19 protein-coding genes are annotated in these 24,724 nt (G+C 34.4%); 12 read left to right on the plus strand and 7 right to left on the minus strand.

Going from position 1 to position 24,724, the window contains the following annotated elements; all coding sequences use genetic code 11:
* Positions 1–53: 53 nt before the first annotated feature.
* From RH82_RS15465 to RH82_RS15500, 8 genes are all read left to right on the plus strand, one after another.
* Entirely contained in the window at positions 54–836 is a 783-nt protein-coding gene (locus RH82_RS15465) for an SDR family oxidoreductase (RefSeq protein WP_034062106.1), read from the plus strand.
* A gap of 140 nt (positions 837–976) precedes the next feature.
* Positions 977–1,510: a 3-hydroxyanthranilate 3,4-dioxygenase gene (locus RH82_RS15470; RefSeq protein ID WP_034062108.1), complete on the plus strand. Its 534-nt coding sequence runs from the start codon at positions 977–979 to the stop codon at positions 1,508–1,510.
* A 92-nt stretch (positions 1,511–1,602) separates the two neighbouring features.
* A complete protein-coding gene (locus RH82_RS15475) occupies positions 1,603–2,688 on the plus strand; it encodes an amidohydrolase family protein (RefSeq protein WP_034062109.1) in 1,086 nt (361 codons plus the stop codon).
* Positions 2,689–2,814: 126 nt separating this feature from the next.
* Positions 2,815–3,456, plus strand: coding sequence for an O-methyltransferase (locus tag RH82_RS15480; protein ID WP_034062110.1), 642 nt, complete (start codon positions 2,815–2,817; stop codon positions 3,454–3,456).
* A gap of 11 nt (positions 3,457–3,467) precedes the next feature.
* Entirely contained in the window at positions 3,468–4,247 is a 780-nt protein-coding gene (locus tag RH82_RS15485) for a HipA family kinase (protein WP_034062111.1), read from the plus strand.
* Positions 4,237–4,623 carry a DUF3037 domain-containing protein gene (locus RH82_RS15490; RefSeq protein WP_034062112.1) on the plus strand — a complete coding sequence of 129 codons (387 nt, stop codon included), beginning with the start codon at positions 4,237–4,239 and terminating at the stop codon, positions 4,621–4,623. The genes RH82_RS15485 and RH82_RS15490 overlap by 11 nt, the downstream gene beginning before the upstream one ends.
* 125 nt (positions 4,624–4,748) lie before the next feature.
* Positions 4,749–5,474, plus strand: a complete 726-nt coding sequence (locus RH82_RS15495) for an endonuclease/exonuclease/phosphatase family protein (RefSeq protein ID WP_034062113.1) — start codon at positions 4,749–4,751, stop codon at positions 5,472–5,474.
* Between the two features lie 312 nt (positions 5,475–5,786).
* Entirely contained in the window at positions 5,787–6,392 is a 606-nt protein-coding gene (locus RH82_RS15500) for a hypothetical protein (RefSeq protein ID WP_034062114.1), read from the plus strand.
* Positions 6,393–6,715: 323 nt separating this feature from the next.
* Here RH82_RS15500 and RH82_RS15505 read toward each other — a convergent pair whose 3' ends face one another.
* From RH82_RS15505 to rsmG, 4 genes are all read right to left on the minus strand, one after another.
* Positions 6,716–6,943, minus strand: coding sequence for a hypothetical protein (locus RH82_RS15505; protein ID WP_034062115.1), 228 nt, complete (start codon positions 6,941–6,943; stop codon positions 6,716–6,718).
* Between the two features lie 307 nt (positions 6,944–7,250).
* Positions 7,251–7,538 carry a Sec-independent protein translocase subunit TatA/TatB gene (locus tag RH82_RS15510; RefSeq protein ID WP_034062116.1) on the minus strand — a complete coding sequence of 96 codons (288 nt, stop codon included), beginning with the start codon at positions 7,536–7,538 and terminating at the stop codon, positions 7,251–7,253.
* A gap of 83 nt (positions 7,539–7,621) precedes the next feature.
* Positions 7,622–8,149: an inorganic diphosphatase gene (locus RH82_RS15515; RefSeq protein WP_034062117.1), complete on the minus strand. Its 528-nt coding sequence runs from the start codon at positions 8,147–8,149 to the stop codon at positions 7,622–7,624.
* A gap of 190 nt (positions 8,150–8,339) precedes the next feature.
* The gene (gene rsmG, locus RH82_RS15520; RefSeq protein WP_034062163.1) at positions 8,340–8,969 is read right to left on the minus strand and encodes a 16S rRNA (guanine(527)-N(7))-methyltransferase RsmG; all 630 of its coding nucleotides are present in this window, start codon (positions 8,967–8,969) and stop codon (positions 8,340–8,342) included.
* Positions 8,970–9,102: 133 nt separating this feature from the next.
* On the opposite strand from rsmG, the gene RH82_RS15525 reads away from it, so the two are divergent.
* Both RH82_RS15525 and RH82_RS15530 read left to right on the plus strand, forming a co-directional pair.
* Positions 9,103–10,197 (plus strand): fatty acid desaturase family protein, encoded by a 1,095-nt coding sequence (locus tag RH82_RS15525; RefSeq protein WP_034062119.1) that lies wholly within the window; start codon positions 9,103–9,105, stop codon positions 10,195–10,197.
* Between the two features lie 38 nt (positions 10,198–10,235).
* Positions 10,236–11,423, plus strand: coding sequence for a pyridoxal phosphate-dependent aminotransferase (locus tag RH82_RS15530; RefSeq protein ID WP_034062121.1), 1,188 nt, complete (start codon positions 10,236–10,238; stop codon positions 11,421–11,423).
* Positions 11,424–11,479: 56 nt separating this feature from the next.
* Here RH82_RS15530 and RH82_RS15535 read toward each other — a convergent pair whose 3' ends face one another.
* The 3 genes from RH82_RS15535 to RH82_RS15545 form a co-directional block, all read right to left on the minus strand.
* The gene (locus tag RH82_RS15535) at positions 11,480–11,749 is read right to left on the minus strand and encodes a hypothetical protein (RefSeq protein ID WP_034062123.1); all 270 of its coding nucleotides are present in this window, start codon (positions 11,747–11,749) and stop codon (positions 11,480–11,482) included.
* A 259-nt stretch (positions 11,750–12,008) separates the two neighbouring features.
* Positions 12,009–12,254: a hypothetical protein gene (locus RH82_RS15540; RefSeq protein ID WP_156112504.1), complete on the minus strand. Its 246-nt coding sequence runs from the start codon at positions 12,252–12,254 to the stop codon at positions 12,009–12,011.
* Between the two features lie 149 nt (positions 12,255–12,403).
* Positions 12,404–12,658, minus strand: a complete 255-nt coding sequence (locus RH82_RS15545) for a hypothetical protein (protein ID WP_034062127.1) — start codon at positions 12,656–12,658, stop codon at positions 12,404–12,406.
* 197 nt (positions 12,659–12,855) lie between these two features.
* Between RH82_RS15545 and RH82_RS15550 the strand changes: the two genes are divergently transcribed.
* Positions 12,856–20,526 carry a LamG-like jellyroll fold domain-containing protein gene (locus RH82_RS15550; protein WP_034062129.1) on the plus strand — a complete coding sequence of 2,557 codons (7,671 nt, stop codon included), beginning with the start codon at positions 12,856–12,858 and terminating at the stop codon, positions 20,524–20,526.
* A gap of 245 nt (positions 20,527–20,771) precedes the next feature.
* Positions 20,772–24,701 (plus strand): T9SS type A sorting domain-containing protein, encoded by a 3,930-nt coding sequence (locus tag RH82_RS15555; RefSeq protein WP_034062131.1) that lies wholly within the window; start codon positions 20,772–20,774, stop codon positions 24,699–24,701.
* Positions 24,702–24,724: the final 23 nt, after the last annotated feature.

The raw sequence follows: 24,724 nt of genomic DNA on the forward strand, positions 1-24,724 counted from the left end.
AGACGGCACACACTTTCTTTATTCTTGGTTCTTGAATCTTTTATCTAAATAAAATGAATCTAAATTTAAACAAAAAATACGCACTAGTTTGCGGAAGCACAGCAGGAATAGGAAAAGCCACAGCAATAGCTTTAGCCGAAGAAGGTGTACAAGTAACACTTATTGCTAGAAATGAAGACAAGCTAAAAGCGACTTTAACAGACTTACCTCAACATAGAAATCACGATTATATCGTTGCAGATTTCTCGAATCCTACGGAATTAAAAGCTAGAGTTTTAGACTATGTTTCTAAAAATCATGGTTTTCATGTTTTGGTTAACAATACAGGAGGTCCAAAAGGAGGTCCCGTTTTTTCTGCAGATGTAGAAGAGTTTGAAAGTGCGTTTACACAGCATTTAAAATGCAATCATGTATTAGCGCAAACGGTTGTTCCATTTATGAAAACGGAAGGTTACGGAAGAATTGTTAATGTCATTTCAACGTCGGTTAAGCAACCTTTAGATGGCTTAGGCGTAAGTAACACCATTCGTGGAGCGGTTGCTAGTTGGAGTAAAACGTTGGCTAATGAACTTGGTCAATTTGGTATTACAGTAAACAACGTGCTTCCAGGAGCTACAGGAACCGAAAGACTTGCAGAAATCATAAAAAACAAAGCTACTAAAACCGGAAACACAGAGGAAGAGTCTGCTAATGCCATGAAAAATGCAGTACCAGCAAAGCGTTTTGCAAAACCAGAAGAAATTGCTAGTGCAATTACTTTTTTAGCGAGTGAACGTGCTGCTTATATTAACGGAATTAATCTTCCTGTTGATGGCGGAAGAACGAAGTCTTTATAATTCTGTATTCCGTTTTTTATTGCTATTTTTATAAGATTGATGAATCCGCGTTAAGGATTGAAAGGTTTGTTTGAGCTCCTCGCAGAGCGCGAGCCTTGAAAGCCTGACCCTTTTTAGGGTAACGCCCAAAATATAAAACCATGAGTAAATTAGTTTCGCCTTTAAATTTTAAAGCTTGGATTGAAGAAAATAGACACCTTTTAAAGCCGCCTGTTGGTAATAAATGTGTTTGGAAAGATGGTGATTTTATTGTTATGGTAGTTGGCGGACCAAATAACAGAAAAGATTATCATTATAATGAAACTCCAGAATTTTTCTATCAGTTAGAAGGTGATATGGTTTTAAAAATAATGGATGGAGATACTCCAAAAGATGTGCATATTAAAGAAGGTGACATTTATATATTACCTCCAAAAGTACCACATTCTCCGCAACGTACTGCAAATACTGTTGGTTTAGTAATTGAATATCCGCGTTCTAAAAAGATGAAAGATGCCTTAGTTTGGTACTGCGAAAATTGTAATGAAAAACTATATAAGAAAAAGTTTAAGCTTGACAATATCGAGACTGATATGCCAGTGATTTTTGATAAGTATTATAACAATGAAAAAAAACGTACGTGTAAAAAATGCAGTACAGTCATGCAACCACCAAGCAAAATTAAGACAGAATAACTAATAAAATAGTCGTCAATACGAGTAAGTATGACGCAGTAATCTCTTTACAAAAAAGATTGCCAAGGCAAAACCGTCGCAATGACAAATACATGGAAAAACGCAAACTAAGAATAAACGGTCACTCACATTTATTACCATATCCAGAGGAGATTCCTCAATTTATGCAAGACAAAGGCATCTTTTGGGTCGATAAAGACCGAAAATTTATGCTTCAAAAAGATTGGAGTCGTCCTGTAACTGATTCTAGTTTTTTCTTAGATGAAAAACTAGCGTGGATGGAACGCAATAAGCTTGATCATGCAGTCGTTCTCAATTTATCGCAATTATACGGTAATGGATTGCGTGTAGAAGAAATGAAACAGGCTTTACGTTTTCAAAACGATTTCAACGCTAAAGTTCAAAGAGAAAACCCAAGTAAATTTACTTGTGGTTTTGTTGTGCATCCTGGCTTTGTTCGCGGTGCATGCTGGGAAATTGAACGTTGTGTTGAGGAATTAGGCATGCAATTACTATGCTTACCAACGCATTACATGGATACTATAGGGACTTGGCGTTGTATATTTGATGAGGAAAATGAACCCATTTTTGAATTGGCTAATAAATACAATCTAGCTGTAGAAATACATCCTTATGATGGTGAGAAGTTTATAAAATTAGAAAATACGTCTTGGCGCTTTCATTTAATATGGATGCTTGCGCAATGTGCAGATGCTTATCATTTTTTGACATTAAATGGTTATCCAGATAAATATCCAAATATGAGAACCTGTTTTGCTCATGGTGGACAATTAGCACAAATAAATTTAGGGAGACGTATTCAAGGTTTTGATGGTAGACCAGATTTATTTGAAGGTAAAAGTCATCCAAGAACAGCTGTAGGACATAAAAACATCTTTTTCGATACTTTGGTACATGATACTGGAGGATTAGAGTTATTAATTAGAAATCAAGGTTCCAAACAAGTCCTAATGGGACTTGACGACCCTTATCCTTTAGGAGAAATGGAGAGCGAAAAACAAAGTTCGTATCCTGGGAAAATTTTAGACTTGGCAATAGAGAGAAAAATTATTACAGAACCTGAGCGTGATGCTATTTGGGAACACAACGTTATCCAATGGTTGTGTGGTGATGATCAAGCAGCAAAAGATAAATTAGTAAAACGAATTTTAAGCTAATAGCCCTTTCAAAGGAAGCAAGACTAAGAAATCACATCACAATAATGATTGGGGTTTTATTCGCTTTGCGCTATAGAAATAACAAAACATCAACTTAAGAACGCTACAACAGACCACTTAATAGTAATGCATTTTATACCAGAAAAACTTGACGATTATGTTGTTGCCCATTCTGAAAACGAACCAGAATTACTTCAACAATTAACGCGCGAAACATTTCGTAAAATATTACAACCGCGTATGTCTAGTGGTCCCTATCAAGGTCGTGTGCTGAGTATGATTTCTAAACTAATTAACCCAAAATACATTTTAGAAATAGGCACGTTTACGGGCTATTCCACACTGTGTTTAGCTGAAGGATTGCAACAGAACGGCACTGTTGACACGATCGATATAAATGAAGAACTCTTCGATTTTCAACGTGTGTTTTTTGATAAATCTCAATATGGAACACAAATAGTTCAGCATTTAGGCAATGCTTTAGAGGTGATTCCAGAACTTAATAAAACCTTTGATTTGGTTTTTATTGATGCAGATAAAGACAATTATGTTAATTATTTCAACCTGATTATCGATAAATTAAATCCTGGAGGAATAATTTTATCTGACAATGTTTTATGGAGTGGAAAAGTAATAGAAACACTCAACCCAAAAGATAAAATGACGACAGCTGTTTTAGAATATAATACGCTTTTAAAAGAAGATAAAAGAGTGGAAACTGTTGTGTTACCTATAAGAGACGGATTGACGATTAGTAGGAGTATTTGAACTTAATAAATATGAGTAAAATTGATATTAGAACTGTAGATGTCGTTAAATACATAACACCTCTAAGAGAAGGTGGCTCTTTACCAGCAATTGTTAAAGCTAGCGATGACTTTCTTTATGTTCTAAAATTTAGAGGCGCCGGACAAGGCAAAAAAGCCCTCATTGCTGAATTTATTGGAGGAGAATTGGCTCGCGCTATTGGCTTAAAAGTACCTGAGTTGGTATTCATGAATTTAGATGATTCGTTTAGCAAAACCGAACCAGATGAAGAAATACAAGACTTACTAAAATTTAGTGTAGGTTTAAATTTGGGATTACATTATTTAAGTAGCTCAATAACTTTTGATCCTTTGGTTTCTATCGCAGATGCCTTGACTTCGTCCAAAATAGTACTTCTGGATAGTATTATTAGTAACATCGATAGAACTGCAAAAAACACAAATTTATTAAACTGGAATAATGAATTGTGGATTATTGATAATGGAGCTAGTTTTTATTTTCATCATAATTGGCATACCTGGAGAAACCATTTAACAAGAACTTTTCCGCTTATAAAAGACCATGTGCTTTTAAAACGCGCAACTCAATTAAATGAGGCGTCTCAAGAGATAATTAATACGCTAAGCAAAAACACAATTGAAGGGATTATAAGTAAAATACCAGAAGACTGGCTTTTAAGCGAATCTGATTCTATAACACCAAGTGAGATGCGAGAAGCCTATATAGAATACATCAACACCAAACTTTTAATGATTGATTCACTAGTTAAAGAAGCTGAAGATGCAAGATAAAGTCACTTTTGAATACGCCATTATTAGATTGGTTCCTAGAGTAGAGCGTGAAGAGTTTTTTAACATTGGAGTCATACTATTTTCTAAACGAAAAAAATTCCTTGATGTAAAACACAAAATCAACATCGCAAAATTAAATGCTTTTTCATGCGAGTTAAATTTAGAAGCCCTAAATAATTACCTAAAATCATGGGAATTAATCTGTAAAGGAGATGCGTCTTCTGGAGTTATTGGTAAGCTTGAATTATCTGATAGATTTAGATGGCTTGCATCGTCACGAAGCACTATAATACAAAGTTCTAAAACACATTCAGGATTAACAGAAAACCCAGAAAAAGAATTAGAAGATATTTTTGAGAAGTACGTATTACAATAATTGAATACCTTTTATTATTGAAGTGTTTTTTATAATAAACGTCTATCCATCTAATGAATAAAAAACTACTTATAATTATTTGTCTTAGCCTGTTTTTCTCATGCACAAAGAATGAGAAACAATCTATGAAACTGAAAATAATGTCTTACAACATTCGGCATGGAGAAGGTTTAGATACCATTTTAGATTTATCTCGTGCTGCAGAAATAATTAATTATTTTGCGCCAGATTTATGCGCATTACAGGAAGTTGATCATTTTTGTTTGCGATCAGGTAGTGTTGAACAAACAGAATATTTAGCTAAAAAAACAGAGACCAAAGGAACTTTTGGTGCATTCATGCCTTTCGATGGCGGAAACTATGGCATGGCTACTTTGTCTGCTAAACCAATAATTTCAACTAAAGTTCTAGAATTACCAGATGGAATACACGAGCCGCGGTCATCGCTTATTCAAGAAATAGAAATAACTAAAACACATAGTATCTTATTTGCAAATGTTCATTTAGATTGGATAAGCGGAAACGAAGGAAACATTAGTAGATTAAATCAAGCTAAAGCCTTAATCGCTTATCTAAACACTTTAGATAAAGCTGTAATTATTACAGGTGATTTTAACTGTACGCCTAATGCGCCTACAATGCAATACTTTGCTAGAGAAGGTTTTGTATTCGCAAAAAAAAGTGAAGATAATTTAAGTTTTCAAGGCAAAGAAAAAGCGGAAATTGACCATCTCATTTATCGTGAGAATGACAAATTAAAATTTAAAATAGAAAAAATCATGCTATTAAAAGAACCCATTGCCTCGGACCATAGACCACTTGCTGTAGAATTAAGTGTTTTTATAAATTAGGACAACAGAAAGGAATTAAAAATAACACATCATAATTTCTCAAACTTATAAGTATTTTACTACTAAGTGAGACGTGAAATTTTCAAATTCGTGTTGCAAGCTTTTTAGCTTGTATTGCACATCTTTAATATTGCTTATGTCTAACCTAGATTTTCTGTAGTTTCATTAATTCATGATGGATTGACTATTAGCATATGAAATTGCCTTTGTTAGAAAAAACCACTAACTTCGTTTAGGCATATTGAATATACTTCAGTATTGAAATGCTTTTTTATCAACGAAACCTACTACAAAATTTTAAAACAAAAGAATATGAAAAACATAATATTGATTCTAATCCTATCTGTAAGCCATTTAATCTATTCTCAAGAGAATTTCAAAATTGAAATAAATGGGAAAGTATTTGAGATAGAATTAGACAAAGATTATGAATTAAACATAGACAATGAATTGCTAAAAATAAATGTAAAACAGAAGGATACATTATTGTATTCTGATGAATCTTTTAGTTTTAAATTCCCTAAAGAATACAAAGTTGCAAAAACAGCAATTGATGACGGTATTGAACAATTAATGCTTATGAATGCCGAAGGTTCTGGTTTTATTATTCAAAAATACGCAACAATTAACCCAACAGCATTGAATGAATTGATGATTAATGAAGTTACAAAAGAGAGCGTTAATTATGGATTTAAATTGGTTCGAGAAGATTATGAAAGAGTGTTAAGTTCTGGCTTAAAAGTTAAAGTAGACAGAGCCGTTTTAACTTACAACGACGAGATAAATATTTACGAAATAACTACTGTTGGCAAAAAAGATTCCGGTTTATTGTTTATGACAATGGAAATGGACGATTCAAAAGATTCTTTAGGGAAGAAGTTAATAAACTTGATATGGAATACCTTGGAAATTAAATAAACTTCACACCATAAAGTAGTATAAAAAAGATCTGTTAGTCTTAAAAAAATGGCGTTGTGTGTTTGCTGTGTTGCATTTACTTTGGGAAAGTCATAAAAGTAAATTAACCTCTAATAATATACCAGATGTTAAACAAGCTTTTAAAAAATATTAAAAAAACACAAACTTCTTTGCAATTACCATACCTGTTGCAATAACATATATATAAAACGCGTATTGTATACTTTCTTCACTATTAAAACGCCATTAATAATGATGCATTACCGTCATCAAAACAAGATTATAAAGCAAACCAAAGAATATTATTTCCTTTTTTGATATGCTTATATTCCTGAATCAGGTCTTCCTTTTAATCGAACATCAATTCGCTTCTTCTTAACCGTTAAACGCTTCATTACATCCATTAACATTGTAGCTTTTGTTTGCTTGTAAATCTCGTTAATTGCTAAAATTAGTCGTTTTGCTTCTCTTGAGGCCGCTACTCTATCACTAGTAGACATATGACTCATTTTTGCGTTTTCAAATAATGTTGCTTCTTTTAAAATGTCCATAATTATTTTTGTTTAATTTTAAGTAAATATAACTAAACAAAACACATGTGTTTACTATATACTATTGATTAACTTTATTTTAGCATAGTCTAACCATTTTCTCAATGATATATATACGGAGGTAACAACAGTTTAAAAATATATGGAGAAACCATATAGACGAATACTAAAGGTTTATTTCAAAAACATTGCATTCAATTTACAGGTTTTCTATGAGGCTTGTGATTTATAAACTAGCCATTAAACCTCTGAAGTTATAACAAACATTCAAAAAATTAAAAAGGTGTATGCATTCTAATTGAGAGGATTACATTTTTCGACTAATAGAACCTGTAAAGTCTTCAAATTCGTCTTTAACCTTTTTCAGTTCCTCTTGAACATCTTTCGTAATACTGGTATCTAAGCCCTGCTTTTCTGCTGTTTTAGTAATTTCGGTTTTAATATCGTTACTAGCATCTTTTAGCATACGCATACCTTTACCTAAACCACGAGCAATCTCAGGAATGTTTTTGGCACCAAAAATCATAATTATAGCTAGAATAACTAAAATAGCTTCTTGGCCTCCAATAAATAAAAATGTATTTAATTGTATCACGCTACAAATATAGTAAGTTAAAAATTAAAAAGCCTTTCAAAATTAAATTCTGAAAGGCTTTTTATAATAATTAACAACAATGGCTAGATTGTGAAATCGCCATTCTTTTTATGTTCGCTGTTTTCGTAACGATCGATACATTTATTTAAGATATCGTAAGCTTCCTTTGCGTCTCCCCATCCACCAACATCTACTTTCTTCTTTTCCAAGTCTTTATAGACTTGAAAAAAGTGAGTGATTTCTTTTATTCTGTGCGGATTTAAATCATTAATATCGTTATAGCTATTCCAAATAGGGTCTGTAACTGGAACACAAATTATTTTCTCATCTGGTCCTTTTTCATCTGCCATATGGAATACTCCAATTGGCTTTACTTCCATTACACACATTGGAAATGTAGGCTCTGTACCCATTACTAAAACATCTAATGGATCTCCATCTAATGCTAAAGTTTCTGGAATAAAACCATAATCTCCAGGATACATCATTGATGAAAATAACATACGGTCGAAACGAATTTTGTTTAATTCGAAATCGTATTCATATTTATTTCTACTTCCTTTTGGTATTTCTATTAATACATCGAAAGTTAATTTTCCTGCTGGACTCATACTCTATTTTTTTGTTTCCTAATTTTTAAAACGCTTCAAACCGACTGCATTGCAATAGTATTTGTATACTAAAAAACCATCCGTTTTTCGGGCTACAAAAATACAAGATTATTTAGCTTCCTACAAGGAAAACTCAGTTAGAAAATAATTTAGTACAACTAAAACGCTGTAGTCTACGAATTCACTTTAATTATGCTTTATATTTAACCTGTAAATGCACTACTTTTTTAGTGTCGTAGAAATCTTCAGTATAGAAATCTGAAATATTATAAATAGCTGCTTTTTTATAGCCCTGAAGCTCTTCGGATAAATCACCACCTTTAAGATATAATATACCATTTTTAAGGTCGTGGTTTTGGTGTTTAGATACTTTTCCTTTAATCCAATGCACAAACGTTGGCATAGCTGCAACTGCCCTACTTACAATAAAATCGTAAGTACCTTTGATGTCTTCAACTCTACTATGTGTTGTTTTAACGTTTTCGAGACCTAAGCCTTCAACAACATCATTAACAACTTTTAGTTTTTTTGCTATACTATCTACCAAATGAAAATTACATTCTGGATATAATATCGCTAATGGAATTCCAGGAAAACCGCCTCCTGTGCCAACATCCAAAATATTTGTATCGTCTTTAAAGTCTATAACCTTCGCAATAGCGAGAGAATGAAGAACATGACGTAAATACAACTCGTCTATATCTTTTCTAGATACTACGTTTATTTTTAAGTTCCAATCTTGATATAAAGCTTCAAGTTTTTTAAACTTTTCAATTTGATCTTCGGTAAGGTTAGGAAAATACTTAAGTATAAGTTGCATGCCTTTTAAATTTTTCACAAAAGTAGATAAATTATTGTGCTTTTTTATGAAAAATTTATTAAGATGCACGGCATTATTATTTATCTTTGTTGTCATATTTTATACTTGAATTTATCTTGTAAAAAACAATAGCATGACAAAACAAACAATATCTTTCTCTCGAAAAGACTCTGCAAAGTTTTTTAAAACACTAAATAAACGTGTTAACGATTACTTTAAAGAGAACAATATTAAAAAAACCGGCAACTGGAAATTATATGGTAAAGCCATTGTAATGTTCACATTATTACTTGGTCCTTTAGCATTAATACTAACAGTCGATTTACCAACCTGGCTACAAATTATATCTATGATGGTTATAGGTATTGGAATGGCAGGAGTTGGAATGAATGTGATGCACGATGCAAATCATGGTTCTTTTTCTAGTAAAAAATGGGTTAATAGATTAATGGGGAGCAGCATTCATATTTTAGCTGGTAACGATTACAACTGGAAAGTACAGCACAATGTATTACACCATACCTACACTAATATTCAAGGACATGATGAAGACATAGATGCAGGAAGAATTATTCGTTTTTCTAAACATTCTAAATGGTTAAAAATTCATCAATATCAAAAATATTATGCCTTTTTATTATATGGCTTATTAACTGTAAACTGGGCTATTACTACCGATTTTAAACAAACCTATATTTACTTAAAAAGAAAATTATCTTATGGAGATTTTCCTAAACCAGCTACACAATGGACCAAGTTAATTATTGGTAAAATATTATATTATTCTATTTGGGTTGTTTTACCTTTAGCTTTAGGCTATGCTTGGTGGCAGGTTTTAATAGGCTTTTTAATTATGCATTATACAGCTGGAATTATCTTAAGTGTTGTGTTTCAATTAGCACACGTCATGCCTAATACAGAAATGCCTTTACCTGATAAAGGGGGTAACATGAAAAACACTTGGGCCATTCATCAATTGTTTACTACTTCTAATTTCTCTCCTAAAAGTTGGTTGGTAGAATTTTATACAGGTGGCTTAAATAGACAGGTAGAACATCACTTGTTTTCACACATTAGCCATGTTCATTACAAAAACATAGCAAAGATTGTTAAAGAAACCGCTCAAGAATTTAGTTTACCGTACAACGAATATAATTCTATGTGGAAAGCAATAGGAGAACATTACCAACAACTTAAAGAATTAGGCACTAAACCTAGTATGGCTTAACTCTAATTTAAACTTGCACTACAAAATTACAATTTACAATGAGCCTACTTTCAGATAGAATAACAAATATGTCTACGTCTGCCACTTTGGCGATGGCAGCAAAAGCTAGAGAGCTTAGAGCAGAAGGCAAAGATATTATAGGTTTAAGTTTGGGAGAACCAGACTTTAATACACCAGACTTTATTAAAGACGCTGCAATTCAAGCAGTAAACGATAATTACAATTCTTACTCACCAGTAGATGGTTATGTAGAATTAAAAGAAGCTGTAATTACAAAGTTTAAACGCGACAACAATTTAACGTATACCTTACCGCAAGTAGTAGTCTCAACTGGAGCAAAACAATCTTTATATAATATAGCACAAGTACTATTAAATAAAGGAGACGAAGTTATTTTACCTTGCCCATATTGGGTAAGCTATAGCGATATTGTTACCGTTGCCGAAGGTGTTCCTGTAGAAGTTAAAACATCTATTACAACAGATTTTAAAATGACTGCTTCACAATTAGAAGCCGCAATTACACCAAAAACAAAAATGCTTTGGTTTAGTTCGCCTTGTAACCCAAGTGGTTCTTTATATAGTAAAGAAGAATTAGAAGCTTTAGCTTCCGTTTTAATAAAGCATCCTAATATTTACGTGGTTTCAGATGAAATTTACGAACACATAAACTACACAGATAAGCCACATGCAAGTATGGCTGGAATAGATGGCATGTTCGATAGAACAATAACCGTAAATGGTGTCTCTAAAGCCTTTGCTATGACAGGTTGGAGAGTTGGCTTTATTGGTGCTCCAGATTGGATTGCACGTGCTTGTAATAAAATGCAAGGCCAAGTAACTAGTGGTACAAACTGTATTGCACAACGTGCTGTAATTACCGCTTTAAATGCAGATCCAAGCGTTGTAAATTATATGATTGACGAGTTTAAAACACGTCGTGATATGATGTTAAATTTATTGGAGGATCTCGAAGGCTTTAAAACTAATACACCAGAAGGTGCTTTCTACCTGTTTCCAGATGTGTCGCATTTCTTCGGAAAAACGTTACGTGGAAAAACAATACATAATGCTACAGATTTTTCTCTCTATTTATTAGAAGAAGCGCTTGTTGCAACCGTAACAGGAGCTGCTTTTGGAAATCCAGATTGTATAAGAATAAGTTATGCTGCTTCGCAAGAGCAAATTAAAGAAGCTGTAAAAAGAATTAAAGCAGTTTTAGTATAAATAATAACATTTATAAAAAATTTAAAGCCTCTGATTTGTTTTCAGAGGCTTTTTTTTTATAACATAATATACACAAAAGTAGTCATTAGTATCACGGTAAATACCCCAATTAATAGTAACCGTTTTAGTTTTCTTACTTTATTTTCACGGGTGAATTTTTCCTGAATTCGTTTTAACCTTTCTGGTGTTGATTTTGGTAAATTATATTCCGTTTTTTCTGTACTTGTATGCACAAAGCTAAACCGATTCTCTTTACGTTTACTAACCAATTTTCGATTAGCTTTCATAGTATGAATAGCGTGTGCCATTACTCCTCCTCCACCCATAAGTTCTAAGTATTATTCCGAAGTTGTATTCGGAAGGTTATTCAAATAAATTTTAGCATAAGACATCTTTGTCGCGTAACAAGAGATACGCAATGTCTATAATAACATAAAAGATGATTTTTTTTGAGGTTAGCTCAAAAGGGATCGTCAGTTAACAATCAATAAAAAGAAAAGTTCCTTTATATATAAGTAGCCCTTTTATTAAAATTGTTACAGTTTTGAATTTGAAAAGAAAATAATTTCGAAGAAAAAAGTGATATTAAATAAAAGCAACTACAATACAAACCAAGAAAGTTAATACTTTTAAGCCTGTTCCAATAGCACTAGAGGTTTTAAATTGATTACTCTTTATACGTTGCTTAATACCAAATAGTGAAGGTGAATTAAAACTATTAAAATTAGTTTTAACAATAGTCTTATAGTCTGTGTTTAATAATCCTGAATACTCACTAATATTGGACGTTTGAAGATTAGAATCTAGAACTAAAGCTGGTGTTAATGTCATTGGTTTCATAATGGTTGTTATTTTGTGGTTATACTAATAAGACGAGACAATAGTGAAATTGTTACAAATTAGAAGTGAAAAATAATATTTAACAAACTTAAAAACAAATGTTTAGAGGTTATATCAAAGAGAATATCAGTTAAAACCCATTAAATAAAAGCAACTATAATACCAACCACGAAAGTCAATACTTTTAAGCCTGTTCCAATAGAACTACACGTTTTAAATTGATTACTCTTTACTCGTTGCTTAATACTAAATAATGAAGGCGAATTAAAACTTTTAAAATTAGTTTTTACTATGTTTTTATAGTCTGTGTTTAATAATCCTGAATACTCGCTAATAATAGACGTTTGAAGATTAGAATTTGGAATTAAAGTTGAAGTAATTGTGATCGATTGCATAATGATTGATTTTGTGGTTATATTATTACGACGACACACCAGTAAAATTGTTACAAATTAGAAGTGAAAAAAATATTTAACAAACTTAAAAACAATAAGTTATACCATTTTAAAGGAATGTTATAGAAGGTTATTTTTTAAAAAAAAATAATCAATAAAATAAATTACCTTTAAAAAACTATTAATTAATCTTTAACATGAAAAACTTTACATCAAACAAAATTAATTTATTAAAATGTATCTCAATAATAGCCTGCCTATTATTTGTTAGCCAATTACAAGCACAATGTCCTTATTCTAATACCTTTTATGCCGATTTAACTCCAACAGGAGCAGGTAATATCCAAAACACTACTTGTGCATGGGGTGGAGAATACTATTCAACTTCTGTAGTTTTAGGTCAAACCTATATATTTTCCACCTGTGATACTAGTACTTTTTTGGGCGTGGATACACAGCTAACACTATACGATGCGAGTGGTACTACTGTTATTGATTATGATGATGATACATGTGCAATACTATCTACCATCACTTGGACAGCGACTTTTAATGGAATTGTGCACGTTCTAGTAAACGAGTACAATTGCATATCTGGAACAAGTTGTATTGATCTTAGTGTTACATGGGTAGGTCCGGAAATAAACATCGAAGGAAATAATACGTCAATTCCGAATGGAGATGTAACTCCAACGCTAGGTGACGATACAAGCTTTGGTTTAGTAGCAATTGGTGCAACTGCAACAAACACATTTACTATTCAAAATGAGGGAGCAGGTGACTTATTTTTAAGTGGAGTCCCAAATTTTGTTTCTATCTCGGGAGATCCTGGATTTACTTTAGTTTCACAGCCAACAGGAATAATCTCACCGGCTAGTTCAACAACATTTCAAGTTCTATTTTCAGCAAACTGCGGTGATCAAGTTTCTCAAAACGCAACCGTTTCTATAAGTAGTAATGATACAGATAAAAGCCCATACACGTTTACTGTGGAGGCAAATATTACTGGTGTAGATACAGACAGTGATGGTGCATTTGATCTTTGTGATAACGATGATGATAACGATGGTGTAAATGATGCTTCAGATCCAGATGATACAGATTTTAATATTTGTGGAGATTCCGATGCTGATGGCTGTGATGATTGTTCTGTAACCAACGATGGTTTCGGAGCGCTTTCTGATTCTGACCCTTCAAATGATGGAGCGGATTCAGATTGCGATGGTATTTGCGATGCAACAGATCCAACAGATGATGCTTCTGCGGTTCGTGGGAATATGCTGACTTTTGATGGCGCTGATGATTATGTGAGTTTAGGAGATAATGGAGAGTTGAATTTTGGAAAAACTGATGACTTTACATTAGAAGCTTGGATAAATACAGCATCAGCTTCAAGTGCAATGCAGATTATCTCCAAATACGATAACGATTTCTCCTCAGGTATTGGTTGGGGATTTCAAGTTTCTGGGACATCATTGGCGTTCTATATGACTGGAGGAGGGCTCTTGGATCTAATGGTTTCTGTACCATCTGGTTTACCTAATGTTAAAGACGGATTATGGCACCATGTAGCTGTTTCTTTTGATGGTTCAAATTCAGTGACAGGATGTACTTTTTATGTTGATGGAATTGCCTATGCAGGTATCGATGGTGGAGGCCCTGTGACTAATGTTACAGGTACGGTTACAAATACTGAATCAGCGGCCATTGGAGCTTATAAAGGAGCTAGTTCTGGTCCTGGAGAATTTTGGAATGGTTCGATGGATGAAATTCGTGTTTGGGATGATATCCGTTCACAAACAGAAATTCGCGAAAATTTACACTTGTCATTGAGTGGTGGATGTGATCCAAGTTTAGATGGATATTGGAAGTTTAATTCTGATTCTGATTCAGCTACAAATGCTCTTGACTATAGTGGAAATGGTAATGATGGAGTGCATTTTGGCAGTCCTTTAATTGAATGTTCTCAAGCATCTGTAGGTAATGGTTTAGCTACAAGTCATAACGCAACGGCTACTGCAACGAATTATAGTAGCGCTTCGCTTCACACAGATCATAACCTTGGAATCTCTTTTGCTACAACAGTACCAGGAGGAGAAATTGTAGTAACATATATTGATGAGTTACCTGTTAATTTTGCTCCCGCTGGAGCTTTTTTAGAATTCGGAAACGCGCATTGGATTGTTGATAATTATGGACCTACAAATACAAGCCTCGATGCAAGTTTAGTTTTTAACTATCCTGATGGAGAAGTAACTACTACTATATTAGCGCTGTACAAAATGCACAAAAGAGGTTCGAATGAAATTGGAGCTTGGACAGAAACGAATTCCTCAGCGGTTGCTTCAAGTACTGGTGCAGGATTTAACTTTATTGAATTTGATGGCATTAGTGCTTTTAGTATGTTCATACCTTCTTCTAATGTTTCTCTATTGATGTCAGCAGTTGGGGTATCAGCTCCGGATGCTTCATTTAGTTATGATGCAGCTGCTTATTGTGTAGATGCTTCAGATCCAACTCCTACTATTACAGGAACAGCTGGAGGAACATTTACAGCATTACCTTCTGGATTAAATATTAATTCAAGTTCTGGAGCAATTGATGTTTCAGATTCAGCTGCTGCTACCTATACAGTTACTTATACAACTACTGGAACGTGTCCAAACTCAAGTGGTGTAAGTGTTACAATCAACGCTTTAGACAATGCTTCATTTAATTATAGTGCTGCTGCTTATTGTTTAGGTGACTCTGATCCAACTCCTACAATTACAGGATTGGCTGGAGGATCATTCTCAAGCTTACCAGTAGGATTAAATATCAACCTAACAACGGGATTTATCAATATTGGATTATCAACTCCTCAGGCATATACAGTTACATATACAACAGCAGGAACGTGTCCTAATATATCTAACGTAGCCGTTACAATTGGAACACCACCTGCAACACCTATTGTAGTTTCTCCGATAACTGTTTGTCCTGGTGACGACGTTATACTTAGTGCAACTGGATCAGGAACAGGAAGTTTAATTTTTTATAACAATGTTCCAGCGCCTATAGGAGCCGTTCCAATGCCACCGGCAACTGGTTCATTAAATATTGGTGCTTTGCCTAATGGATCTTATACTTTCGGAGTTACTGAAAGTAACGGAGCATGTCAATCTTTGCCAGCATCAATTATTGTTAATGTTGGAGATCTTAATCCTCCATCAGCTGTTTCCCAAAACATCACTGCTTTTTTAGAGAATAATGGAACTATTTCAATTACAGCTTCAGATTTAGATGGTGGTTCATCAGATAATTGTGGAACTGTTAATTTTTCAGCTTCAACTACAAATTTCACTTGTGCAGATTCAGGATCAAACACTGTTACATTAACAGTATCCGACGGCAATGGGAATTCTAGTATTACAACAGCATCTGTAACAGTTGTTGATACCATTTCACCAGTAGCAGCAACTCAAAACATCACTGCTTATTTAGATGGAGTAGGAACCGTTTCAATTATAGCTTCAGATATAGATGGTGGTTCTTCAGACAATTGTGGTATCCAAAATTTATCAGCATCAGGAACTGTATTTACATGTGCAGATGAAGGACCAAACAACGTTACACTTACTGTAACCGACATTAATGGAAACAATAATTACAATAATGCAACTTCAGTTGTAACTGTTCGTGATACTATTTCTCCAACAGCAGTTACTCAAAATATCAATGTTTATTTAAATGGTGCTGGTACCGTTACTTTTCCAGCTTCAGATTTAGATGGTGGTTCTACAGACGTTTGTGGTATTCAAAATTTTTCAGCTTCTAATACTACTTTTACATGTGCAGAATTAGGATCAAACGTGGTTACACTTTCAGTAACCGATGTAAATGGAAACACTAACTTCAATAATGCAACTTCATTTGTAACAGTTATTGATACTATTTCACCAACAGCAGTTGCTCAAAACATCACTGCTTTTTTAGATATATCTGGTAATGTTTCTATATTAGCTTCAGATTTAGATGGAGGTTCTACAGACGTTTGTGGTATTCAAAATTTTTCAGCTTCTAATACTACTTTTACATGTGCAGATCTTGGGCCAAACGATGTTACACTTACTGTAACCGACATTAATGGAAACAATAATTACAATAATGCAACTTCAGTTGTAACTGTAGTAGCATTTGGAGATGCTACTTTTAATTATGCTAATGCTGCTTATTGCGCAAATGCTTCAGATCCAACACCAACAATTACAGGAACAACTGGAGGAACATTTACAGCATCGCCTGCTGGTTTAATTATTAATGGAACTTCTGGAGAAATTGATGCATCTGCTTCAGCTGCTAATACTTATACAATAACTTATACAACTACAGGAACCTGCCCAAATAGTTCAGATGTTTCAGTAACAATTAACGCATCAACTACCGTAACTTTTACGGCCTTAGCAGATATTGCTCTAGACGCAGGAGTGCAAACAGGAATTAGTGGAGGTGGAATGCCTATAGGAGGAATCTATTCAGGACCTGGAGTAACAGATAATGCTGATGGCATGACCTACGATTTTGATCCAGCAGCAGCTGGAGCTGGGACACATACGCTTACTTATACAGTTACAGTGAGTGGATGCTCTGATAGTGCAACAGATACTGTAGAGGTTTTTGCATTAGAATCTATAGCTATTACAGAATGGATCTCTAACCCGAATGGTACGACTGAAAGCACAGGCGAATGGATTGAGCTCTACAACTATGGAGCGATACCAATTGATATTCAAAATTGGAGAGTTAAAGATGAGGATACTAACAACTCTATAATTACCAATACAAGTTTTGTTGTGCCAGCAGGTGGTTTTGTCATTCTTGTAAGGAATAAAACTCAGATCGAATCAAAATGGTTTGAAGGTTGCGCTATAGATAATGTATTACAAACAAGTTTTGGTCTTGCAAATGGTTCTGATGAAATTATCATTGAAAATGCAGCTGGAAATATAGTTTGGTCTGTAGCTTATAAAAATGATGATACAAGTGGTAGAGCAACTCATTATACAGAAGCACCTAATTTTACAAATCGTTTTTGGGGTTCAAAAGCATCAACAGGCGTAGACCGATCAGGAAATGATCCTGCAACCAGCACTTTAGGTTATGAAAAGCATAACGTTACAGCAAATCCATTAGCTGTAACGTCTACAACTGGAGATATTGGTAGCCCTTTAAATGGAACACAAACTACCATAATAAATCAAACTGTAAGTGTATCTCCAACTTCTGGAGCTTGTTCTGTAGATGCTGTAGTTTCTATTGCATCTTCTCAAATTGGAGTTGACTATGTCTTGAGAGATAACCTTGATGATAGTACAATTGAAGGACCAATTGCTGGAACAGGATCTCAAATTGATTTTACAAGTGAAACCTTAACGGCAAGCAAAACATACAATGTTTTTGCAAGTGCTACTGGTACGTGTTCAATTGAAATGAGCGATACTGCATCGGTCACTTTAACAGCGACTATTGACGATGCTTCATTTACCTTTCCTTCCGCAGCTAGTCAATGTGACCAAGATCAAACACCAAATATAACGGGTTTAGCTGGTGGAACATTCTCTTCAACATCAGGATTGATTATTAATACTTTAACTGGAGAAGTCGATAATAGTGCATCAACAGCTGGAGCTTATACTATTACTTATTCGCTTTCTGGACCTTGTCCTAATTCAAGTAGTGTTAATTTTACTGTTGTACCATTGTTTGATGCTTCATTTACATATGATAGTTCTACTTATTGTTTAGACACTACAGACCCAACACCAACAATTACGGGTATAGCTGGTGGAGTATTCTCTTCAACACCAGGATTAATTATCACTACTTCAACTGGAGAAATTGATGTTAGCAATTCTACACCAGGAATTTATACAGTTTCCTATGGCGGATTTTGCTATAATACAGAAAACACTAGTGTTACTATTAATGCACCAGACGATGCTTCTTTTAATTATTCAGCAGCAGCTTATTGTCAAAGTGATTTAGATCCAACGCCAACAATTACAGGTTTAGCAGGCGGAACATTTACAAGTACAGCTGGATTGACTATTAATGCAAGTACCGGAATAATAGATGTTTCCGCATCAACGCCAGGAACGTATTCAGTAACTTATACTACAACTGGTTCATGTCCAAACACTTCAAATGTTGTTGTAACAGTTAATAGCTTAGACGATGCTTCTTTTAATTATTCAGCAGCAGCTTATTGTCAAAGTGATTTAGATCCAACGCCAACAATTACAGGTTTAGCAGGCGGGACATTTACAAATACAGCTGGATTGACACTTAATGTAAGTACCGGAGCAATAGATGTTTCTGCATCAACACCAGGAACGTATTCAGTAACTTATACTTCAACTGGTTCATGTCCAAACACTTCAAATGTTGTTGTAACAGTTAATAGTTTAGACGATGCTAGTTTTGCTATTGCAGATTTCTGCGAATCCTCAACAAATACAATTTCTGGAATTGCAACTCCTGGTGGAGTATTTTCAATCTTTAATCAAACAGGATCTGGCTTAGCTATTATTAATAATGGAACAGGAATCTTATCTAACTTTGTAGCGGGCGATCAAATTACCATTATGTATACAACGCCTTCGGTTGGTTGTGCAAACGCGAGTACTCAAGTTGTAAATGTTACACCTTCAGACGACGCTAGTTTTACTAGTGCAGATTTCTGCGAATCCTCAACAAATACAATTTCTGGAATTGCAACTCCTGGTGGAGTATTTTCAATCTTTAATCAAACAGGATCTGGCTTAGCTATTATTAATAATGGAACAGGAATCCTATCTAACTTTGTAGCTGGCGATCAAATTACTATTGAGTATACAACGCCTTCAGGTCCTTGTGCTAACACGAGTACTCAAGTTGTAAATGTTTTAGCTTTAAACGATGCTTCATTTAATTATAGCGCGACTTCTTATTGCATAAACGATTCAAATCCTACACCAAGCATTACAGGTTTAGCAGGAGGACTATTCGCAAATACACCAGCAGGTTTAGTTATTAATCCAACTTCAGGAGAAATTGATGTAACAACATCAGCAAATGGTGTCTATAGCGTTACCTATACAACTTCTGGATCATGTCCAAACAGTTCAAGTGTTAGTGTAGTAATCGATGAATGTGCACCGGATAATGATTTATGTTCAAGTGCAACACCGCTAAGTTTAGGCATCACTTTATCTGGAGAAAGCACAGCAGGAGCAACAGATGATTCTATAGGCGCAACAGACGATACAAGTTGTGAACCTTCTACCTTTAAATCAGATGTTTGGTACACTTTCCAAGCACCGCTTACAGGATTAGCAACTGTAACAACTGTTATTTCTGGGAGTTCTACTCAAGCAAATGTAGCAGTCTATTCTTCAACAAATTGTAGTCAGTTAGATGTAGATCTTGTTGGTTGTTCTACAGGTAATGGTGGTGAAACTGTTAATTTAACAGGTTTAACGCCTAACGCGACTTATTATATAAGAGTTTGGAGTGATGGTGTTGCTGTCATTAGAAACGCTCAATTTGTAGAAGGTACTTTTAATATTACTGTTACAGAAACAACATTATCAACAACAGACTTTGATGCTATTGGCTTTACATATTTCCCTAACCCGATAGGTTCAACTTTAACACTTAAATCTGAAGCTACTATATCTCAAATTAAAGTATTAAATATGTTAGGACAAGTCGTATTAAGAGAAACACCAAATGCAACAACTAAACAATTAGACTTATCTAATTTACAATCTGGCGCTTATTTTGTTGAAGTTTCAATGCAAAGCACAAATGGTAATAGAACAAAAACAATACGTGTTTTAAAAGAATAAAACTACGTATTAAATAAACTTAAAAAGGGCTTCTATAATTATAGAAGCCCTTTTTTTTTATATCTTAATCTGTCTCTCAATCTGTTGGTTTAAAGAAATATAGTATTCTTTATTATTATTAATTTAATTGATCATTTATATAAATCGCAAATAGCTAGTATGTAGACTTGATAATTTCTCTTTAAATAATTATTCAACAAAAAGTATTATCTTCGAAAAACCTATTAATTTAATATTTTTATATCATGAAGAAAATTACTTTTCTACTTACTTTCTTATTTATCACACTTTTTAATTTTCAATCTTTTTCTCAAAACTTAGAAACTTTTGAAACTGAAACTGATGAATCAACTACGTTTACCGATAATGCTGTCACTTTTTCACTTACATCTTCTTATGGTACTGTTGGTACTGTAGTTAGAGTCGAAAAATATACAGGTGATTTTGGATGGAATGGTAATACTAATTCAGCTGATAAAGCATTTATTGAAAATTCTGAATATTATACTACCCCAAATGGGCTTAGAAAGGAAAACAATGCTGGAATGTCTATTGCAATTTCTTCAGTTAGCACGTTCTCAGTATCAGAATTATTCATATTTGTAGCAGATGTTCAGGCCGCCTTTGCTGCTCTTAAAAATCCTTCTGGCGAATCTGTTACGTTTTCTGGAAAGTTAAATGGGGTTCAGCAGTATACATTTTCTATAACTAGTTTTTCTAACGTTGAGACATTTTCTCCCAACAATGGATTCACTAAAGTAGATTTTTCTACTCAATCTTCAGACTTTTCTGGAATTGCTATTGATGAACTTGTTGTAACATCAACCAACGAGGCCGATTTTTTAGCGATAGATTCTTTTGAATGGGATGTTGCAGTGGTAACTCCAACGTGTACAGATCCAGATGTTCCAACAGCAATATCTGCAACACCAAGTACAATATGTTCAGGCTCAACGTCTACTTTAACATGGACAGGAGCACTAAACGATGCTTCATTATGGCATATATATACAGGATCTTGTGGTGGAACTCAAGTTGGGACTTCTGCAACAAACACTTTTACAACAGCAACCTTAACTGGTAATACTACTTTTTATATTCGTGGAGAAGATGGAGTAGGTTGTGTAGATGAAGCTTCAGGATTATGTGGAGCAGTTAACGTAACTGTTAACCCTTTAGAAGATGCATCATTTAACTACAGTGCTGCTACCTATTGTACAGGTGACACACCAATTCCATCGATTTCTGGTTTACAAGGAGGAACTTTCACTACAACTTTTGGATTAATTGTCAACGCTTCAACTGGAACAATTGATGTTTCGGCATCAGCTCCGGGAACATATACTGTTACTTACTCTACTTCTGGACCTTGTCCAAACAGTTCAGACGTAATTGTTACAGTTAATTCAAGCGATAACGCTTTCTTCAATTATACAGCTCCAGCTTATTGTGTAGACGCAACTGATCCAACACCGATGATTGGTGGTTTAATTGGAGGGACTTTCTCTTCAGGAGCTGGATTGTCAATTAACGCTTCAACTGGAGCAATTGATGTTTCTTCATCAACGCCTGGAATTTATGGCGTTACGTATACAACTACTGGAGCATGCCCAAATACTTGGATTGTAAATGTTACAATTAACGCATTGGATGATGCTTCGTTCAATTATGGTTTGCTTAATTACTGTATGACTGGAACAGATCCAACTCCTACTATTACAGGAACAGCTGGAGGAACATTTACAGCATTACCTTCTGGATTAAATATTAATTCAAGTTCTGGAGCAATTGATGTTTCAGATTCAGCTGCTGCTACCTATACAGTTACTTATACAACTACTGGAACGTGTCCAAACTCAAGTGGTGTAAGTGTTACAATCAACGCTTTAGACAATGCTTCATTTAATTATAGTACAGCTGCTTATTGTTCAGCAGATACAGATCCAACACCAACCATTACTGGTTTAGCTGGTGGAACGTTTACTTCTTTTTCATCTGCACCAGGAGGATTATCTATTACTTCAGGTACTGGAGCCATAGATATTTCAACTTCAGCACCAGGAACGTATACAGTAACTTATACTACAATTGGAGCCTGTCCAAACAGTTCAAGTGTTTCAGTAACAGTTAATGCTTTAGACGATGCATCATTTAATTATAGTACAGCTGCTTATTGTTCAGCAGATACAGATCCAACACCAACCATTACTGGTTTAGCTGGTGGAACGTTTACTTCTTTTTCATCTGCACCAGGAGGATTATCTATTACTTCAGGTTCTGGAGCAATTGATGTTTCAACTTCAGCACCAGGAACTTATACAGTAACTTATACTACAATTGGAGCCTGTCCAAACAGTTCAAGTGTTTCAGTAACCGTTAATGCTTTAGACGATGCATCATTTAGTTTTGATGCACCAGCGTATTGTCAAGATGCTGCAGATCCAACTCCAACAATTACTGGTTTACCTGCTGGTTCTTTTTCATCTGCACCAGGAGGATTATCTATTACTTCAGGTACTGGAGCCATAGATGTTTCAACTTCAGCACCAGGTACGTATACAGTAACGTATACAACTGCTGGAGCTTGTCCTAACAGTTCAAATGTTAATGTAACCGTTAATGCTTTAGACGATGCTTCATTTAGTTTTGATGCACCAGCGTATTGTCAAGATGATGCAGATCCAACTCCAACAATTACTGGTTTACCTGCTGGTTCTTTTTCATCTGCACCAGGAGGATTATCTATTACTTCAGGTACTGGAGCCATAGATGTTTCAACTTCAGCACCAGGTACGTATACAGTAACGTATACAACTGCTGGAGCTTGTCCTAACAGTTCAAATGTTAATGTAACCGTTAATGCTTTAGACGATGCTTCATTTCTTTATAGTGCACCAACATATTGCACAGATATTATTGTTACCTCACCAATGGTTATAGGATTGGCAGGTGGAACATTTACAAGTACAATGGGATTAATAATTGATCCAAATACTGGAGAAATTAGCGTTTCAGATTCAATACCAGACACCTATACAGTAACGTATACAACATCTGGAACTTGCCCTAATAGTTCAAGTGTTTCTGTAACAATAGAGGATTGCGCTCCTATTAATGATGAATGTACAGGTGCAATAGCAATAGCTTGTGGAGGAACTGTAATAGGATCAACAGATATAGCTACAGATAGTGGAGGAAACCTATCAAATGATGTTTTCTATTCATTTACGGATACTGTTTTACAAGATGTAACACTATCACTATGTAATTCTTTATATGATACGTATATAAGAGTTTATAGTGATTGTCCACAAACAAACGAAATTGCTGGTAACGATGATGCTATTGGTTGTGGGGACGATACTCAATCTGAAGTGACTTTTACAGCACAACCTAATGTAACCTATTATATAATGATTGAAGGTTATGATGAAGAATCTGGTGATTTTGAAATGAGCTTAAACTGTATACCAAATGTACCATCTCCAGGAAATGATTCATGTTCAACTCCAACAGTTCTTACTTTAGGTGTAACTTTAACTGGAGAAACAACTGCAGGCGCTACAGATGATACTACTGGAGAAACAGACGATACTGAGTGTGATTCTTACACTTTCAAGTCAGACGTGTGGTACACTTTTGAAGGACCTGTTACAGGGTCAGCGACAGTAACAACTGTTCTTTCTGGCAACTCAGATGAGGCAAATGTTGCGGTATATTCTTCAACAGATTGTAGTCAATTAGATGTAGATATTTTAGAATGTTCAGCAGGTAATGGAGGCGAAACTTTAAGTTTAACAGGTTTAACATATGAAGCGACGTACTATGTTAGAGTTTGGAGTGATGGTGTTGTAACTAAAAACGCCCAACTTATAGAAGGAACTTTTAATATCACTGTAACCGAAAATACATTATCAACAACAGACTTTGATACTATTGGATTTACTTATTTCCCTAACCCAGTAGATACTATTTTAACACTTAAATCTGAGGCTACTATGTCTCAAGTTAGAGTATTAAACATGTTAGGTCAAGTTGTATTAACAGAAACGCCAAATACGACAACAAAGGAACTAGACTTATCTAATTTACAATCTGGTGCTTATTTTGTTGAAGTTTCAATGGAAGGCACAAATGGCAATAGAACTAAAACAATACGTGTTTTAAAAGAATAAAACAAGGTATTATATAAACTTAA

Origin of the sequence: Lacinutrix jangbogonensis, assembly GCF_000797445.1 — a bacterium.
Taxonomy (GTDB): Bacteria; Bacteroidota; Bacteroidia; order Flavobacteriales; family Flavobacteriaceae; genus Lacinutrix; species Lacinutrix jangbogonensis.

What these genes read in the sequence shown, in the direction of transcription:
- RH82_RS15545 (WP_034062127.1), bottom strand. Translation starts at nt 12,658, where the DNA reads ATGCAATCGATCACAATTACTTCAACTTTAATTCCAAATTCTAATCTT.
- RH82_RS15480 (WP_034062110.1), top strand. Translation starts at nt 2,815, where the DNA reads ATGCATTTTATACCAGAAAAACTTGACGATTATGTTGTTGCCCATTCT.
- RH82_RS15485 (WP_034062111.1), top strand. Translation starts at nt 3,468, where the DNA reads ATGAGTAAAATTGATATTAGAACTGTAGATGTCGTTAAATACATAACA.
- RH82_RS15465 (WP_034062106.1), top strand. Translation starts at nt 54, where the DNA reads ATGAATCTAAATTTAAACAAAAAATACGCACTAGTTTGCGGAAGCACA.
- RH82_RS15530 (WP_034062121.1), top strand. Translation starts at nt 10,236, where the DNA reads ATGAGCCTACTTTCAGATAGAATAACAAATATGTCTACGTCTGCCACT.
- RH82_RS15470 (WP_034062108.1), top strand. Translation starts at nt 977, where the DNA reads ATGAGTAAATTAGTTTCGCCTTTAAATTTTAAAGCTTGGATTGAAGAA.
- RH82_RS15555 (WP_034062131.1), top strand. Translation starts at nt 20,772, where the DNA reads ATGAAGAAAATTACTTTTCTACTTACTTTCTTATTTATCACACTTTTT.
- RH82_RS15500 (WP_034062114.1), top strand. Translation starts at nt 5,787, where the DNA reads ATGAAAAACATAATATTGATTCTAATCCTATCTGTAAGCCATTTAATC.
- RH82_RS15505 (WP_034062115.1), bottom strand. Translation starts at nt 6,943, where the DNA reads ATGGACATTTTAAAAGAAGCAACATTATTTGAAAACGCAAAAATGAGT.
- RH82_RS15495 (WP_034062113.1), top strand. Translation starts at nt 4,749, where the DNA reads ATGAAACTGAAAATAATGTCTTACAACATTCGGCATGGAGAAGGTTTA.
- RH82_RS15535 (WP_034062123.1), bottom strand. Translation starts at nt 11,749, where the DNA reads ATGGGTGGAGGAGGAGTAATGGCACACGCTATTCATACTATGAAAGCT.
- RH82_RS15540 (WP_156112504.1), bottom strand. Translation starts at nt 12,254, where the DNA reads ATGACATTAACACCAGCTTTAGTTCTAGATTCTAATCTTCAAACGTCC.
- RH82_RS15490 (WP_034062112.1), top strand. Translation starts at nt 4,237, where the DNA reads ATGCAAGATAAAGTCACTTTTGAATACGCCATTATTAGATTGGTTCCT.
- RH82_RS15550 (WP_034062129.1), top strand. Translation starts at nt 12,856, where the DNA reads ATGAAAAACTTTACATCAAACAAAATTAATTTATTAAAATGTATCTCA.
- RH82_RS15525 (WP_034062119.1), top strand. Translation starts at nt 9,103, where the DNA reads ATGACAAAACAAACAATATCTTTCTCTCGAAAAGACTCTGCAAAGTTT.
- RH82_RS15515 (WP_034062117.1), bottom strand. Translation starts at nt 8,149, where the DNA reads ATGAGTCCAGCAGGAAAATTAACTTTCGATGTATTAATAGAAATACCA.
- rsmG (WP_034062163.1), bottom strand. Translation starts at nt 8,969, where the DNA reads ATGCAACTTATACTTAAGTATTTTCCTAACCTTACCGAAGATCAAATT.
- RH82_RS15475 (WP_034062109.1), top strand. Translation starts at nt 1,603, where the DNA reads ATGGAAAAACGCAAACTAAGAATAAACGGTCACTCACATTTATTACCA.